Below are 15,218 nucleotides of genomic sequence, written 5' to 3' on the forward strand. Positions count from 1 at the left end.
CTCCGGGCTTTTCCCTTCGGTCTTGCTGTCTTGCGTTTCCGACTCTATCAGAACCTTTCGGTGTCTGATTCCCAGTCAGCGGGTTTGTCTTTCCGACCCTGCGGCCGTTCCGACGTTTCAAACTCTAGCCCGTTTCCCCGTCGTCTCACAAATCGAGTCCCGGTAATGGATTTCGGCATGCCGAAATTGTTCCCGATCGAGGGGGTCCCGCAGAGTTTGTGTGCCGCATTCAAGCGGCCGGAGTGTGTCGTAGAACCGTTACGGCTCTATGACAACTCGAAGAACCTTACGGACCGGGTCTGGTGGTGTCAACTTGGGCCGTTCGCCCTCCGTCAACTCCGGTCAGTCCCAGGTCAGTCCAGGTCGGTCAGGCGCCCTCCGGCGTCCGGCTGCGCGTGTTCCACGCGGCGGAGGAGGCGGGTCAGCAGCTCTCCGAGTACCCCGCGCTCCTTGCCTGAGAGGTCCTGGAGCAGGTCTTCCTCGAAGTCCGAGGCCATCCGCATGGCCTCCAGCCACTTCGTGCGGCCCTCGTCCGTCAGCTCGACGATCACCCGGACGCGGTTGCTCTCGTCCCGGTCGCGCGTGACCAGCCCCTCGCCCGCCATGCGGTCGACGCGGTGGGTCATCGCCGCCGGTGTGAGGCCGAGGCGCTTGGCCAGTTCGCCCGGACCGAGGCGGTACGGGGCTCCCGCCAGGACCAGCGTCTTGAGGACTTCCCACTCGGCGTTGCTGATGCCGAGGTCGGAGACCTGTCGCCCGTACGCCACGTTCATCCGGCGGTTGAGCCGGCCGAGCGCCGAGACAACCTGCTCCACCTGGGGGTCGAGGTCGTCGAACTCTCGCTGATAGGCGGCGATCTGTTCGTCGAGGCTCGGTTCCTCGGGGGTGTCTGACATGCGGCGCAGTATGGCACGCGCATCGTTCGCGTTGAAGTCCTTCGATGTGTATTGTTGAGGTTCTAACTTTAGCTTTGAAGTCTTCAGGCTTCAGCTCTTCCAGTCTTCAGTCTTCTTCTTCCTCCAAGGCAGGTGAGTGTGACCAGGGTGATGGGCGCCGCGATGCGCCGGATCCAGGCAGGGAACGCGCTGAGCGCGTTCGGGCTCGGGTTCACCGTCCCGTATCTCTATGTGTATGTGGCCCAGGTGCGGGACCTGGGGGCGAGTACGGCGGGGGCCGTGCTGGCCGTCTTCGCCATGGCCGCGCTCGTCGTCCTGCCGTTCACGGGTCGGGTGATCGACCGGCGCGGCCCGTTGCCCGTCGTCGTGGGTGGTGCGGTGCTGGCAGCCCTGGGTGCCGTGGGCATGGGGGTGGCGGCGGATGTGCCGACCGCCGTCCTCTCGGCCACGCTGCTCGGCGCCGGTACCGCGGTCATGCAGCCCGCGCTCGCGACGATGATCGTGTGGTGTTCGGCGCCGGCGGACCGTACGCGGGCGTTCGCGACCCAGTTCTTCCTGCAGAACCTCGGGCTCGGTGTCGGTGGTCTGATCGGGGGGCAGCTCGTCGACGTCAACAGGCCGGGGAGCTTCACCCTGCTGTTCGGCATCGAAGCCGCGATGTTCCTCCTGCTGGCCGCCATCGCCGGGTCGGTCCGGCTCCCCCGTATGTCCTCCGCCGTGTCTCCCAAGGAGGCGAGGCGAGCCGAGGGCGGTGGGCTGCGGGCGCTGCTCGGGCATCGGGCGATGGTGCAGTTGTGTGTGCTGGGCTTCGTGCTGTTCTTCGCCTGCTACGGGCAGTTCGAGTCCGGGCTGGCCGCGTACGGCACCGAGGCCGCCGGGATCGACCCGTCGACGCTGGGGGTCGCTCTGGCCGCGAACACCGCCGTGATCGTCGTCGCGCAGTTCGTCGTGCTCCGGCTGGTCGAGCGGCGCAGGCGGAGCCGGGTCATCGCGTCGGTCGGACTGATCTGGGCGGTCGCCTGGATCATCGCGGGGTACGCGGGCCTGGGGCACGGGAGCCAGACGATGGCGACCGCCGCCTTCATCTCCACGTACGCGCTGTTCGGGCTCGGTGAGTCGATGCTGTCGCCGACCGTGGCTCCGCTGGTGGCCGATCTGGCGCCGGACGGGATGATCGGGCAGTACAACGCCGCCTTCGCGCTGGTCAAGCAGCTCGCGCTGGCCGTCGGGCCGGCTGTGGGCGGGCCGATGGGGGCCGCGCTGCACGGCCCGTACATCGTGACGTTCGTGCTCTTCTCGCTCGGCGTCAGCGTGCTGGCGCTGCGGCTGGGCCGACGGCTCACCCCCGTACAGGACCAGCCGTCACTCGCGCACCAGAAGTCGCGCGTGGTCGCCGTGCACAAGCCGGAGGTCGTCGTCGCCTCCTAATGAGGGAGCGCGAACTCGCACCAGACCGCCTTGCCGCCGCCCGGTGTACGGCGCGAGCCCCAGGACGAGGCGATCGTCGCGACGATCGAGATGCCGCGGCCCGCCTCGTCGGCCGGTTCGGCATGGCGGCGCAGTGGCAGATGGTCGTCTCCGTCGGTGACCTCGATGATCAGCCGGCGGTCCGTGCGGCGGAGTCTGAGGCGCATGGGCGGCGTGCCGTGCTGAAGGGAGTTGGCGACGAGTTCGCTGGTGGCGAGCACACCCAGGTCTCTCAGCTCGACCGGGAAGCGCCACGAGGCGAGCACTCCCGAGGCGAACGCGCGGGCGCGCGGGGCCGCCTCGATGCCGCCGAGGAGATCGAGCGCGGCGTTGTGGAAAAGCTCGGCGGCCTGGCCGGTGCGCGCGGGGTGCTGGAGGACCAGGACCGCCACGTCGTCGTCGTGCTCGGCCGTGACGCCCATCGCGCGGATCAGCCGGTCGCAGACGACTTGGGGCGATCCCTTCGCGCCGGCCAGCGCGCGCTCCAGGGAGGCCACGCCCTCGTCGATGTCCTCGCTGCGGCGCTCGACGAGACCATCCGTATAGAGGACGGCGGTGGAGCCGGGCGCGAGGTCGATCGTGCCGGAGGTGTGGATCCAGCCGCCGGTGCCGAGCGGAGGGCCCGTCGGGTCGGCGGCGCGCGCGACCGTGCCGTCCTCGGCGCGTACGAGGATCGGCAGATGGCCCGCCGACGCGTAGACGAGTCGGCCCTCGTTGGGGTCGTGGACGGCGTAGACGCAGGTGGCGATCTGGCTGGCGTCGATCTCGGCGGCGAGTCCGTCGAGCAGTTGCAGGACTTCGTGCGGCGGCAGGTCGAGGCGGGCGTACGCGCGGACAGCGGTGCGCAGCTGGCCCATGACGGCCGCCGCGCGGACGCCGCGGCCCATGACGTCGCCGATTACCAGGGCCGTACGGCCGGCGCCGAGGGTGATCACGTCGTACCAGTCGCCGCCGACCGCCGCGTCCGTACCGCCCGGCTGGTATGTGGCGGCGACGCGCAGGTCGTCGGGCTGTTCCAACTCCTGTGGGAGGAGGGAGCGCTGGAGGGCGACGGCGGTCTCGCGGAGTCTGCGCTCGCTCGCGCGCAGCCGCTCGGTGGCCTCGGCGTGGTCGGTGACGTCGGCGGCGAAGATGAGGACCCCGCGGGAGCCGCTGGTGTCGACGGGGGTGCAGGTCACCGTGTAGGAGCCGTCGCGGGCCACGGCGGCGCCGTTGGCCAGGGCGTGGGTGGTGCCGACTGGGACCGACTGGACCTTGCGGGACTTGACCGTCCGGGGCTTTCCGCTGCGCAGCACCTGGTCCATGAGGGGCATCAGGCCCAGCTCGACCAGTTCGGGGCAGCTCTCGGCCGCGGTCGTGCCCGGCTCGCGTGGTCCGAAGGCGTCGGTGTAGGCGTCGTTGACGTACGCGACACGGTGATCGGGGCCGTACACCAGGGCGACGAGGGCGGGGAGACCGTCGAGGACGTCGCGGACGGCCAGCTCTTCGAGCGCGGGGATTCCCGTTCCCTTCGGGCCGATGTCTCTCGCGTCTCTTCTGCCTCTTCCGTCCTTTCGGTCTCTTCTCTCCGTGTGCTCGCCGTGTCCTTCGAATTCACCACGGGCGGCGGGCACGGAACTGGCGGAACCCGACGAGTGCGCCTCTCCACCGTCCGTTCGCGCGGCGATGCGGCGCTGTGTACCGGGGAGCCGGGCGCTCCAACGCGTGAAATTCACGGATTTTCAGGCCTCATGGTGTCGTTGCTGTTCGCCTTGGTGGGCTACCGGATCGCTCTCTGCGGAATCACTCTGTGCAGATGTGAACCCACCTATGGTCACACGTTCAGTGTGGCCGACCGCACTGACATCGGACGTCAGACGTCTCTGGGGCGTTCCCGTCCGGCGGCGAGTTCGAATTCGGCACGTGGATGCTCCAGGGAGCCGAGGGAGACGATCTCCCGCTTGAAGAGGCCGGACAGGGTCCATTCCGCCAGTACTCGCGCTTTGCGGTTGAAGGTGGGGACGCGGCTGAGGTGGTACGCGCGGTGCATCAGCCAGGCCGGATATCCCTTGAGTTTACGGCCGTAGACCTGCGCGACGCCCTTGTGGAGACCGAGCGACGCGACGGAACCTGCGTACCGGTAACGGTAGTCGCGCGGTGTTTCGCCTCGTAGCGAGGCGACGATGTTTTCGGCCAGTACGCGGGCCTGGCGGACGGCGTGTTGCGCGTTGGGAGCGCATTCGGCGCCGGGCTCGTCCGCCGCCAGGTCGGGGACGGCGGCGGCGTCACCGGCCGACCAGGCGTGTTCGGCGCCGTCGACGGCGAGCGTGGCCGTGCAGATGAGCCGGCCGCGTTTGTCGAGGGGCAGATCGGTGGCGGCGAGGACCGGGTGCGGTTTGACGCCGGCCGTCCACACGACGGTGCGGGTGGGGAAGCGGGTCCCGTCGCTCAGTACGGCCACCCTGTTCTCGCAGGAGTCGAGCCGCGTTTCGAGACGTACGTCTATGTTGCGGGCCCGCAGCTCGCGGACCGCGTACTTGCCCATGTCGTGGCCGACCTCGGGAAGGATGCGGTCCGAGGCCTCGACGAGGATCCACTTCAGATCGTCGGCCTTGACGTTGTGGTAGTAGCGGGTGGCGTAGCGGGCCATGTCGGCCAGCTCGGCGAGCGCTTCGACGCCCGCGTAGCCGCCGCCGACGAAGACGTAGGTGAGTGCGGCGTCGCGCAGTTCCGGGTCGCGGGTGGAGGAGGCGATGTCCATCTGCTCCAGGACGTGGTTGCGCAGGGCGATGGCTTCTTCGACGGTCTTGAAGCCGATGCCGTGTTCGGCGAGTCCGGGGACCGGGAGGGTGCGGGAGATCGAGCCGGGGGCGAGGACGAGTTCGTCGTACGTCATCTCGAAGGAGCCGGGGGGCGGGTCGGCGGGGCCGCCGGTGGCGGTGGAGCCGTTGGTGGCGGTGGAGCCGCCGGTGGCCGGGCTGTTGCGAACCGGACCGCTCGCGGTCGCTCTCGTCGCCGCCTCTTCCTCCGACGCGAGGGTGGTGAGCGTCGCGACGCGCTTGGCGTGGTCGACGGATCTGGCCTCACCGACGATGATCGTGCAGTCCGGCAGGACGCGGCGCAGCGGTACGACGACATGGCGTGGTGAGATCGAGCCGGCCGCGGCCTCGGGCAGGAACGGCTGGTAGGTCATGTACGCATTGGGCGACACGACCACGACCTCCGCCTCGCCGCGCTTGAGCTTCTGCTGGAGCCGGAGCGCGGTGTACATCCCGACGTAGCCGCCGCCGATGACGAGAACCCGTGCGCGGGGCGGTGGTGCGGGGGTCGTCCCCCGGGAGATCTCTGCCTTCACCACCCCATGAGGCAACGGGCTCCTTGGTTTGTCCACAGCCCCGGCAAATTGTGTGACCGGAGCCCCTCGGCCGCCCCACGTGGGCAAATCCCCCTGCGGCAGCGAAGGTTCGCAGGTCAGGGGGTATGGGCCCGGGGGTGGGAGAGTGCCGAATCAGGCATCTTCCGGTCCTTGCTCCGATCGGGGGGCGCACTGTGCGGAACCACCCCCTTCTGAATTCCCCGGGGCTCAACTATGTTCGTACTTCGTCGGGGGTGTCGACCGTGACTTGGTCGTACGGCCCCGGCTGTCAGGCGGGGAGGTCTCCGGGGGGAGACGTCATTACCGGGGGAACGCTTATGCACATCCAGGATTCTCATTGGCAGGCCGTCGTATCCGTTGACGGCAACGGACGCACCGGCGCGGGCGGGATCGGCCGTGCCGCTCCGCTGCGTGTCGACGCACAGCGCAATCTGGAGCACGTCCTGCGGGCGGCTCGTGAGGTGTTCGGCGAACTCGGTTACGGGGCGCCGATGGAGGACGTGGCGCGTCGCGCCCGGGTCGGGGTGGGCACGGTCTACCGACGTTTTCCCAGCAAGGACGTGCTGGTCCGGCGGATAGCCGAGGAGGAGACCTCCCGGCTGACGGAGCAGGCGCGGGCGGCTCTGGGGCAGGAGGACGAGCCGTGGTCCGCGCTCGCCCGCTTCCTGCGGACGTCGGTGGCATCCGGCGCGGGCAGGCTGCTGCCGCCGCAGGTGCTGAGAGTCGGGGTGGACGTCGACGAGTCGACGGTCGTCCCGGACACGGCGGACGGGACACGGGTGCCGCACCAGCGGCAGTCGGGGCACCCGGATCTGCGGGTGGTCGGTCCCGGTGAGCACGCCGGGCAGCACCCCTCGGTGTCGCTGGGGGCGGCGGAGACCGCCGGCTCGGCGGGGTCCTTGGGCGACGGCCTGGTGGACCCGGCTTCGGGCACGGTCGAACTGCTCGATGTCGTGGGGCAGTTGGTGGAGCGCGCGCGGTCGGCCGGCGAGCTTCGGCCCGGCGTGACGGTGGCCGATGTCCTGCTGGTGATAGCCACGGCGGCGCCCGCGCTGCCGGACGCGGCGCAGCAGGCGGCGGCTTCGGCACGGCTGCTGGACATCCTGCTCGAAGGGCTTCGGTCCCGCGCGGCGTGAGGCCGGGGCCTGTCCGACGGATGCCGTTGGTGTCCGGAGCGTCAACTTGAGGCTGTGGGGCGGCCGTCGGACGGAAGTTCGCCCGACGACCACGCCGCCTCCGGTGTGAGCCCGCGCGTCGCGCTGCATGACCAGGGCCTGTCCGGGCGTGTCCGGTGCGGAACATCCTGGTGAACGGCGTTTGCGGCATGGCTCATTGAATCCTTCGCGTTGGGGCACGGGCCGGCGCCCTGTTTCGGTGGCGAATCACGAAAGGGTGGTCGCTGTCAACAGGGGTTGGTAGCGACTCGCCAAGGAGCGCGCACAACGCCGAATTAGCTCGATCGTGTGCTCGTCCGCTTGCGGCTTGCGGAGCGCTGGTCCGACCGGGTTAACGTGATCCTTCGATCTGGGACGCCGGGTATGGCGTCAGTTGAGAACGCCGGGGACCAGTGCGCCCAAGACCGTTCGGGGCGTGCGGCTGAGCGGGCTCACTCACGCTCAGTCCGCAGGAGCGGTTTGGCGGTGGGGGGCGCTGTGGCACGCTGACTCGGTGTTTCGGGTCTGCAGGACGCTACGGGGGCTTCCGCGATGAGCGGTGACGGACAGGACGAGCCACTGGGTGGCGGCGCCGGCGGTACGGGGACGGGCGGGCGGCCTGCCGGGCAGGTGCCGAGCCAGGGTGGGCCCGGAGGTTCCTCTTCGTCCGGGGCTGCCGGTCGGGTCGGTCCCGTCAGGCCTGTGGCTCCCGCCGCTTCCCAGGGCGAGGCGGACCCGAGTGTGCCGCCGCAGCGCGAGGGCGGCGCTGCCGGGACGGTCGAGGCCGACGCGCTCGTCGAGGGAGCGGGCGTCGATCTGCCGCCCTCGGACGCCGGGTTGATCCAGCGGATGCGGGCCGGCGACGACGGCGCGTACGAGGAGCTGTACCGGCGGCACTCGGCGGCCGTACTGCGCTACGCGCGCACCTGCTGCCGGGACGCCCACACCGCCGACGACCTGACGGCGGAGGTCTTCGCGCGCACGCTCCAGGCGGTGCGCGGGGGCGCCGGGCCGGAGCAGGCGGTGCGCGCGTATCTGCTCACGACCGTACGGCGCGTCGCCGCCGCGTGGACGAAGACCGCCAAGCGCGAGCAGCTGGTGGAGGACTTCGCGGTGTTCGCCGCCGAGTCCGCCCGCTCGGCCGAGGTGTCGGACGACGAGACCCTGGACCTGGGGGCCGACGTGCGGGCCATGCACCAGGCCGAACGGTCGCTGGCCATGCAGGCGTTCCGCAGTCTGCCCGAGCGCTGGCAGGCGGTGCTCTGGCACACCACCGTCGAGGAGGAGTCGCCGAGCGCGGTCGCGCCGCTGTTCGGTCTGACGGCCAACGCCACGGCCGTACTGGCCAGTCGGGCGCGTGAGGGTCTCAGGCAGGCGTATCTCCAGGCGCATGTGAACTCGGCGGTGGCCTCGGCCGGCGACTGCGCGCAGTACGCCGACCGGCTCGGCGCGTACGCGCGCGGCGGTCTGCGGATCCGGGCCGAGCGCGGGCTGCGCAAGCACCTGGACGAGTGCGCGAAGTGCCGTCTCGTCGCGGGCGAGTTGGCGCATGTCAACGCCGGGATTCCGGCGGTGCTGCCGATCGCGGTCATCGGCTGGCTCGCCGCCGGGTACTCGCTCAAGGCCGCCGGGGTCGTCGTCGGCGGGGCGGCGGGCGCGGCCGGTGCGGGTGGGGCGGCGGCTGCGGCGGGTGGTGGTGGTGCGTCGGGGTCGGCAGGAGGCGCAGCGGCGGGTGGCGCGGCGGCCGAGGGGCTGGGCGCGCCGATGAAGGCGGGGATCGCGGCCGTGGTCGCGCTCGCCGCGGCGGCGGGGCTGGTGTGGGCGCTGACCGGGGACGAGGTTCCCGACAGACCGAAGGCGAAGCCGCCGGTCGTCCAGCCCGTGGTACCCGAGGAGCCCGCGCCGCCGCCGAAGCCGAAGCCGCCTGCCGCGCCCGCGCCTGCTCCGCGGCCGGCACCACCGGAGAAGCCCTCGCCGAAGCCCTCGCCGAAGCCGAGCCCCACGCCGACGAAGGCGAAGCCGACACCGCCGAAGCCGAAGCCGAAGCCCGAGCCCCCGAAGCCGCCGGCCGACCGCCCGGAACCGCCCGTCCCGGCTCCGCCGCCTCCGCCTCCGCCTCCGCCTCCGCCGAGGGTGTACCAGGTGAACCAGCTCAAGTACGACGTGACGGGTGACGGGTCCGGGCCCGAGGTGCGGATCGGGCAGAGCAGCTGGCTCTGGCAGCGCCCTGGCATGTCGGTCGGCGGCACCCGGTACGGGCACGGGGCGTCCGTGCACGCGCGCAGTTCGGTGACCATCGAGCTGAACCGCCGGTGCGCCACCTACCAGGCGCTGGTCGGTGTCGACGACATGACGCTCGGGCTCGGCGCGGTGCGCTTCTCCGTGTACGGCGACAGCGGCCGGCTCTGGCGGTCCCCGGTGGTGCGCGGCGGCGAGGCGGCGGTGCCGGTGAGCGTGGGGATCGGGGGCCGGACGACCATCCGACTGGTGGTCGAACCGCACACGCCGTTCGACCGGGTGGCGGTGGCCGACTGGGCGCAGTCCAGGATCAGTTGCGGCTGACGTCGCGGTCCGGGCTCGCTGCCAACGGTTGCGGCCGTCCTCCTACGGATGCAGCGTCGGGCGGGGCATCACGCCGCCCGCCACCGCGCGTTGGCGGGGCGCCGCCGAACCCGTCCAGCAGGTGCCGCGGCGGGAGAGCAGCCGCCTGAGCCACAGTTCCGTGGAGACCAGGTCGGCGATGCCGTCCAGCGGGATCGGCTCGCCCTCGGCGGCCTTGCGCAGCGCCTTGCGCACCACGCGTGCCTCGATCAGGCCCGCGTCGGCGAGCAGCGGCGCGTCGAACAGGGCCATCAGGTCGTTGACGGCCGCCCGCATCCCGGTGCGGGTCGCGGCGACGGACGTCGCGTGCGTGGTGGCGCCCCAGCCCGGCGGCAGGTCGTGGATGCCCGCCCCCGCGAGGACGGCGCGCAGGATGTCGGAGCGGGCGCCGGGCTGGACCCGTAGCGATTCGGGCAGCGCCCGGCAGGCGCGTACCACCTGGTTGTCGAAGAACGGCGCGTGCAGCCGCTGGCTGCGGATCTCGGCGGCCTGCTCGAAGATGCGGTGATCGGCGGCGTGCCGGGCCAGCGCGGCCCGTGCGCGGGCCTCTCCTGGCCGCTGGACGGATGTCGGGCGGATCGCAGCCGCCGTCAGGCGAACCGATACTTCAGCCAGCGCCTCCCCCGTGAGCCAGCGCGCCGCCGGTCCGGGCCGCGACCAGGTCAGCGCGGCGAGGGAAGCACCCAACGGCCCGTCGGCAGCGGGGGCGTTGCGGTCGCGGTGCGCGCCGGGGAGCTGGGCGGCGGCCTCTTCGAGGCCGGTGCGGTACGGCGTACGGGCCAGGCGGCGGGCCGCGCGGTAGACGGTGACCGGCACGAACAGCGAGCCCGCCGCGGGCCCTTGGGCCTTGGCGAGCGCGGTGGCCGGCCGCAGCAGGTCGCGGCGGCGCCGGTCGATCAGCAGGTCGGCCAGGCGCGCCGGGTGGGCGTCCAGCACCTCGCGGGCCCCGGCCCCGGTGAAGTGGTCGGCGCTGCCCGCGGCGAGCCGGCGGCGGTGGCGTTCGGCGGTGACGAGGGAGGGGCCGGGCTCGTCGGTCAGCGGGCCTTCCAACTCGGCGTACGGCAGGGCTTCTTCGCCCTCGGCGACGACCACGTGGTGCAACCGGGGGTTGGAGGCCATGGCGCGGGCCCGTTCCAGCTCGGCCTCGCGCCCGCCGGTGGCCAGGTCGTTGAAGGTGACGGCGAGGAGCCGTTCGCCGGCGCCGGTGCCGTGGCCGAGGACGGTGCCGGGTGCGCCGGGCAGGCCGGCGGCGAGCAGGGCGAGGGTGCCCGACGCACTGCCGCCCGACAGGTCGGCGCCGATGCCGGGGACGGGTCCGCCGCGGGCGGCGCGCCGGTCGGCGGGCCCCATGCCCGGCACCGGTCCGGGGTCGGGCGGCACCGTCTCGGGGGCGTGGCGCGGCGCCAGGAGTCTGGCCCGTACGGCTTCGACGAGGGCGTCCCTGACTCCCTCGACGGCCCGTTCGGGGTCGACCTGGGGTGCGGCGACGGCGAGCGAGGCGACCTGTTCGTAGCCGGTGATCTCGCGGGAGCCCTCGCGCAGCACGAGGGCGTGTCCTGGCGGGACGCGTTTGACGCCCGCGTAGGGCGTGGAGTCGCGCAGTGCTTCGGGCGTTTCGGGGCAGGCGAGCAGCGCGGCCAGGTGCCCGATGTCGAGCTGGGCCTCGATGAGGTCGGCGAGGGGCAGTGCGGCGGTGGCGTACGCGGTGCCGTTCGCCCAGGGGGTGTGGAAGACGGGTCTGGCGCCCGCCAGATCGCCCGCGACGGTGATCCGTCTGCCGATCTGCGCGACGGCCGTGTAACTGCCCGGCCAGGCGGTGAGATGGCGCAGGGCGCCGCCGCGCGCCGCGAACAGGCCCAGTTTCAGCTGCTCGTCGGTGGCGCCGCAGCAGCCGAACACGGCGAGCCGGGTGAAGGCGTCGACACTGACGACGCGTACTTCGTCGTCCCGCCAGTCGCCCACGGCCCACAGCGGATCCGGGTCGCCCCACAGGAGTTGGGACCCGACGGGGTGGACCGACCGGCCCTCGGACTGATCGCCCACGGAGCCCGCGGTGCCGAAGCTCGCGGCGATACTGCTCCACCCCACCAACCAGCGCATCGCCGCCTCCACAGCCTGTGGATCAAGAGTCGTACCGTCGTCGTCGTCAGTCGTTCGTGAACATGCTGCCACGACAACGGCACACAGGAGGGGACCAGGTGAGGGAGTGCGAAATGCGAACGCGCCCCTGGCAAAGGACAATTGGGGCGGTGGAGGGTTCAGGTCGGACAGACAGCATTCAGCCAATTCTCTGAGCCCGATGCGCCGACAGAATGTCGGTAAACGTACAGTCCGGGAGGCGTCTTCGCCTCCCGGACCGATCCGCCACCCGCGGGGAAATGAGGCGGCGGTGTCCCCCAGCCCACTGGTTCCAGTACGCAGTGGGCCGACCCACGCAGCACTCATCGAAGCGCTCACGGCCTCTTTTGGCCAAGAGCGCACAGCCGGGCGCACGGCCACACACCCGGAGCACGTTCGAGCGGGGGCGAGTTTTACACGTACTCGTGTGCGGACAACAATCCCGCCATCCGGATGTCTGCCCCTTAACGGTAGGGATGCGGCGAACTACGCTGTGTTTACGAATGCCACGGGGTCCCTCACAAGAGGGGTCGGCGGGGCGGCCGTCTGTGTGTCGAGGGGTGGCGCATGTCCAGGGAGCTACGCGGGCCGAACGAGAAACTCGGCACCGTTCTCGCCCTCGCGGGAATCAGCAACGCCGGTCTCGCCCGGCGGGTCAACGACCTCGGGTCGCAGCGCGGTCTGACGCTTCGATACGACAAGACCTCCGTGGCGCGGTGGGTTTCGAAGGGGATGGTGCCGCAGGGTGCCGCGCCCCATCTGATCGCCGCGGCCATCGGCGCCAAGCTGGGCCGTCCCGTACCACTGCATGAAATCGGCCTGGCCGACGCCGATCCCGCGCCGGAGGTGGGTCTCGCCTTCCCGCGCGACGTGGGCGAGGCGGTGAGGTCGGCGACCGATCTGTACCGGCTGGACCTGGCGGGCCGGCGGGCGGGCAGCGGTGGCATCTGGCAGTCACTGGCCGGTTCCTTCGCGGTCAGCGCGTACGCCACGCCCGCTTCGCGGTGGCTGATATCGCCCGCCGACTCGTCCGTCGCGCGCGATGCGGCGATGGCCGAGGCGGCACGGAGAGCGCACGCGGCGCACGGCGGGGGCGCCTTGACCGGTCCGCCCGCCTCGGCCCTCGCGCCCGGCGCGGCGGGGCCCGCGGGCGCCGCGGGGGCCGATGGCGAGGTCTCGCCACTGCGCGTGGGGCACAGCGATGTCGCCAAGCTCCGCGAGGCGGCGGCCGACGCCCGGCGCTGGGACTCCAAGTACGGGGGTGGCGACTGGCGTTCGTCGATGGTGCCCGAGTGTCTGCGGGTCGACGCGGCGCCGCTGCTGCTCGCCGCGTACAGCGACGAGGTCGGCCGCGGTCTCTTCGGCGCGACGGCCGAACTGACCAGGCTGGCCGGGTGGATGGCCTTCGACACCGGACAACAGGAGGCCGCGCAGAGGTACTACATCCAGGCTCTGCGGCTCGCCCGCGCGGCGGCCGACGTGCCGCTCGGCGGCTATGTGCTGGCCTCGATGTCCCTCCAGGCGACGTATCGCGGCTTCGCCGACGAGGGCGTCGACCTGGCCCAGGCCGCGCTGGAGCGCAACAGGGGCCTCGCGACGGCCCGCACGATGAGCTTCTTCCGGCTGGTGGAGGCACGCGCGCACGCGAAGGCGGGCGACGCGGCGGCGGCCGGAGCGGCGCTGAAGGCCGCGGAGGGCTGGCTGGAGCGTTCGCGGGCGGGTGACGCGGATCCCAGCTGGCTGAGCTTCTACTCGTACGACCGCTTCGCCGCCGACGCCGCCGAGTGCTACCGCGATCTGAAGGTGCCGCATCAGATGCGGCGCTTCAACGAGCAGGCGCTGTCCCGGCCGACCGAGGAGTTCGCGCGGTCGCACGGCTTACGCCTGGTGGTGAGCGCCGTCGCCGAGCTGGAGTCCGGGAATCTGGACGCGGCGTGCGCGGCGGGGACACGTGCCGTGGAGGTGGCGGGGCGGATCTCGTCGGCGCGCACGACCGAGTACGTGCGGGACCTGCTGCACCGCCTTGAGCCGTACGGCGACGAGCCGCGGGTCGCGGAGCTGCGGGAGCGGGCGCGCCCGCTGCTGGTGGCGCCGGCGTAGGAACGGGCGGGGCCGCCGCCCGAATGCTCGGTGAACGATGAGGGACACGCGTAGTACCCCGGTGGTTTAAGGGCATTGTCAGTGGGCCAGTGCACTATCGGGCGGGAGGTTGCGCGGTGATGAACGACGGCACGGGTCGCGTCGGCGACCACGGCTACGAGCACGGGCACGGGCACGGGCACGGAAACAGGTACGGGCACGGCTACGACTGCGACGTGCTGGTGATCGGCGGCGGCATCGTCGGTCTCTCGACGGCGTACGCCCTCACTCGCGCCGCCCCCGGCACCCGCGTGACGGTCCTGGAGAAGGAGCCCGGTCCCGCGCGGCACCAGACGGGGCACAACAGCGGGGTCATCCACAGCGGTGTGTACTACCGCCCCGGCTCGCTCAAGGCGCGTTACGCGATCAAGGGCGCCGCCGAGATGGTCAAGTTCTGTGCGGAGTACGGCATCGCGCACGAGGTCACCGGCAAGCTCATCGTCGCCACCGGCCGGGACGAGCTGCCCCGGCTGCACGCCCTGGTCCAGCGCGGCCGGGAGAACGGCATCCCGGTCCGGGAGCTGGGCCCGGCGCAGATCATGGAGTACGAGCCGGAGGTGCGTGGCCTGGCCGCGATCCATGTCGGCACGACCGGGGTGTGCGACTTCGGTGCCGTCGCGGCGCGGCTCGCCGACTCGGCCGAGGCGTCGGGCGCGGCCGTGCGGTACGGCGCGGAGGTCACCGTCGTCGACCGGCGGGCGTGGGGTGTCGCCGTGCGTACGTCCTCGGGAGAGGTGGTCAGGGCCCGCGCCCTCGTCAACTGCGCGGGGCTCCAGTGCGACCGGGTGGCACGGCTGACGGGCGACGATCCGGGCATGCGGATCGTCCCGTTCCGAGGCGAGTACTTCGAGCTGGCCCGGCCCGCCCTCGTCCGCGGGCTGGTCTATCCGGTGCCGGATCCGGCCTTTCCGTTTCTGGGGGTGCATCTGACGCGCGGCATCGACGGCGGCGTCCACGTCGGCCCGAACGCGGTGCCCGCGCTGGCCAGGGAGGGCTACACCTGGTCCGCCGTACGCCCCCGTGAGCTGGCGGGCACACTCGGCTGGCCCGGTTCCTGGCGGATAGCGCGCAGGCACTGGCGTTACGGCGCGGGCGAGCTGCGCCGTTCGCTGTCCAAGCACGCCTTCGCCACCGCCGTACGCAGGCTGGTTCCCGCCGTGACGGACGCGGACCTGCGCCCCGCGACGGCCGGGGTGCGCGCCCAGGCGGTGCTGCGGGACGGCACGCTGGCCGACGACTTCCTGATCCAGGAGTCGCCGCGCACGGTGCATGTGCTCAACGCCCCGTCACCGGCGGCGACGGCCGCGCTCCCGATCGGCCGCGAGGTGGCGGGGCGGGCGCTGGCGATGCTGCGGGGAGCCGACGGCGGCTAGGCGGTGTCGGCAGGGGTGTCGGGCCGGTCCGTAGAATTGGCGTTCCTGTCCGAATCGACCTACCTGAGAAAACGTGTCCGAGACCCAGATGAACGTGAACAGCGACCGGCGCCGC

Annotated in this window: 9 protein-coding genes; 5 read left to right on the top strand and 4 right to left on the bottom strand. The window is 71.9% G+C overall.

Annotated elements, in window-relative coordinates; translation table 11 throughout:
- Window positions 1–353: 353 nt before the first annotated feature.
- Window positions 354–896, bottom strand: a complete 543-nt coding sequence (locus ACIBLA_RS32490) for a MarR family transcriptional regulator (protein ID WP_363245204.1) — start codon at window positions 894–896, stop codon at window positions 354–356.
- A 150-nt stretch (window positions 897–1,046) separates the two neighbouring features.
- Between ACIBLA_RS32490 and ACIBLA_RS32495 the strand changes: the two genes are divergently transcribed.
- Entirely contained in the window at window positions 1,047–2,324 is a 1,278-nt protein-coding gene (locus ACIBLA_RS32495; protein ID WP_363245210.1) for an MFS transporter, read from the top strand.
- Here ACIBLA_RS32495 and ACIBLA_RS32500 read toward each other — a convergent pair.
- Both ACIBLA_RS32500 and ACIBLA_RS32505 read right to left on the bottom strand, forming a co-directional pair.
- Window positions 2,321–4,078 carry a SpoIIE family protein phosphatase gene (locus ACIBLA_RS32500; protein ID WP_399200711.1) on the bottom strand — a complete coding sequence of 586 codons (1,758 nt, stop codon included), beginning with the start codon at window positions 4,076–4,078 and terminating at the stop codon, window positions 2,321–2,323. The genes ACIBLA_RS32495 and ACIBLA_RS32500 overlap by 4 nt on opposite strands.
- Before the next feature lie 137 nt (window positions 4,079–4,215).
- On the bottom strand, window positions 4,216–5,700 hold the full coding sequence (locus tag ACIBLA_RS32505; protein WP_363245202.1) for an NAD(P)/FAD-dependent oxidoreductase: 1,485 nt from the start codon (window positions 5,698–5,700) through the stop codon (window positions 4,216–4,218).
- A gap of 335 nt (window positions 5,701–6,035) precedes the next feature.
- On the opposite strand from ACIBLA_RS32505, the gene ACIBLA_RS32510 reads away from it, so the two are divergent.
- Window positions 6,036–6,854 (top strand): helix-turn-helix domain-containing protein, encoded by an 819-nt coding sequence (locus ACIBLA_RS32510; RefSeq protein ID WP_363245201.1) that lies wholly within the window; start codon window positions 6,036–6,038, stop codon window positions 6,852–6,854.
- A gap of 570 nt (window positions 6,855–7,424) precedes the next feature.
- Window positions 7,425–9,434 carry a sigma-70 family RNA polymerase sigma factor gene (locus tag ACIBLA_RS32515; protein WP_399200713.1) on the top strand — a complete coding sequence of 670 codons (2,010 nt, stop codon included), beginning with the start codon at window positions 7,425–7,427 and terminating at the stop codon, window positions 9,432–9,434.
- Window positions 9,435–9,476: 42 nt separating this feature from the next.
- Here ACIBLA_RS32515 and ACIBLA_RS32520 read toward each other — a convergent pair whose 3' ends face one another.
- Window positions 9,477–11,573, bottom strand: a complete 2,097-nt coding sequence (locus tag ACIBLA_RS32520; protein WP_363245199.1) for an asparagine synthase-related protein — start codon at window positions 11,571–11,573, stop codon at window positions 9,477–9,479.
- A gap of 585 nt (window positions 11,574–12,158) precedes the next feature.
- On the opposite strand from ACIBLA_RS32520, the gene ACIBLA_RS32525 reads away from it, so the two are divergent.
- Window positions 12,159–13,691: a sporulation protein gene (locus ACIBLA_RS32525; protein ID WP_363245198.1), complete on the top strand. Its 1,533-nt coding sequence runs from the start codon at window positions 12,159–12,161 to the stop codon at window positions 13,689–13,691.
- A 119-nt stretch (window positions 13,692–13,810) separates the two neighbouring features.
- A complete protein-coding gene (lhgO, locus tag ACIBLA_RS32530) occupies window positions 13,811–15,103 on the top strand; it encodes an L-2-hydroxyglutarate oxidase (RefSeq protein WP_399200714.1) in 1,293 nt (430 codons plus the stop codon).
- Window positions 15,104–15,218: the final 115 nt, after the last annotated feature.

The organism is Streptomyces sp. NPDC050433 (genome assembly GCF_044458565.1).
GTDB lineage: Bacteria > Actinomycetota > Actinomycetes > Streptomycetales > Streptomycetaceae > Streptomyces.

Coding starts and splice junctions, on each gene's coding strand:
- ACIBLA_RS32490 (WP_363245204.1), bottom strand. CDS start 896: ATGTCAGACACCCCCGAGGAACCGAGCCTCGACGAACAGATCGCCGCC.
- ACIBLA_RS32495 (WP_363245210.1), top strand. CDS start 1,047: ATGGGCGCCGCGATGCGCCGGATCCAGGCAGGGAACGCGCTGAGCGCG.
- ACIBLA_RS32510 (WP_363245201.1), top strand. CDS start 6,036: ATGCACATCCAGGATTCTCATTGGCAGGCCGTCGTATCCGTTGACGGC.
- ACIBLA_RS32515 (WP_399200713.1), top strand. CDS start 7,425: ATGAGCGGTGACGGACAGGACGAGCCACTGGGTGGCGGCGCCGGCGGT.
- ACIBLA_RS32520 (WP_363245199.1), bottom strand. CDS start 11,573: ATGCGCTGGTTGGTGGGGTGGAGCAGTATCGCCGCGAGCTTCGGCACC.
- ACIBLA_RS32525 (WP_363245198.1), top strand. CDS start 12,159: ATGTCCAGGGAGCTACGCGGGCCGAACGAGAAACTCGGCACCGTTCTC.
- lhgO (WP_399200714.1), top strand. CDS start 13,811: ATGAACGACGGCACGGGTCGCGTCGGCGACCACGGCTACGAGCACGGG.